1 protein-coding gene is annotated in these 692 nt (G+C 45.8%); it reads right to left on the bottom strand.

All coding sequences use genetic code 11. The features are described 5' to 3' along the window. Window positions 1–692 (bottom strand): hypothetical protein (locus HMPREF9075_RS08485; RefSeq protein ID WP_009416125.1); only part of this gene is annotated, 692 nt, incomplete at both ends.

Here is a 692-nt window from a genome sequence, read left to right as displayed (position 1 = left end):
AGATAAACCCGCAGGAAGTCGGAGCATTCCACCTTGTGCTGTACTGATATACTTTCCGTTCTTATCGACACTGCTACTGAGTTTTAGAAACTGCACCTCTTTATCGGTAGGTGTTTGGGTGCCATAGCGGTCGTTATCGTAGACACTGCCTACTATTTGGGCTTCGGTGCTATAGGTAATAGTGTAAATATCGTCTTGTGCAGTGAGTTTTATTGTTGGAGTTGTTGTGCTACTAGTTGTTGTACTACTGGCAGTGGTTGGAGTGGTGGTGGTGCTACTCGTGCTACTCGCAGTAGTAGGAGTTGTAGTTTGGGGCAATACCACTATAGTAGCGGTGGCGATAGCAAAGTTTTTTAGATTTTGAATTTCTCTGATTTTATAAAGCAGATAGTGTTGTCCCACCGCTAAACCTGCGGGAATTCGCAGCATTCCGCCTTGTGCTGTACTGATATACTTCCCGTTCTTATCGACACTGCTACTAAGTTTTAGAAACTGCACCTCTTTATCGGTAGGGGTTTGGGTGCCATAGCGGTCGTTGTCGTAGACACTGCCTACTGTTTGCGTTTTGGTACTATAGGTAATGGTGTAAATATCGTCTTGAGCGGTAAGGGTTGTGGTGGTGGGTGTAGTAGTAGGTGTGGTAGTTGCAGTTGATGTTGTGGGCGTTTCGGTAGTAGGCGTCGTAGTTTGGG

It is taken from the genome of Capnocytophaga sp. oral taxon 332 str. F0381, from assembly GCF_000318275.2.
GTDB lineage: Bacteria > Bacteroidota > Bacteroidia > Flavobacteriales > Flavobacteriaceae > Capnocytophaga > Capnocytophaga bilenii.
This window is presented reverse-complemented; position numbering and strand designations above follow the sequence as displayed.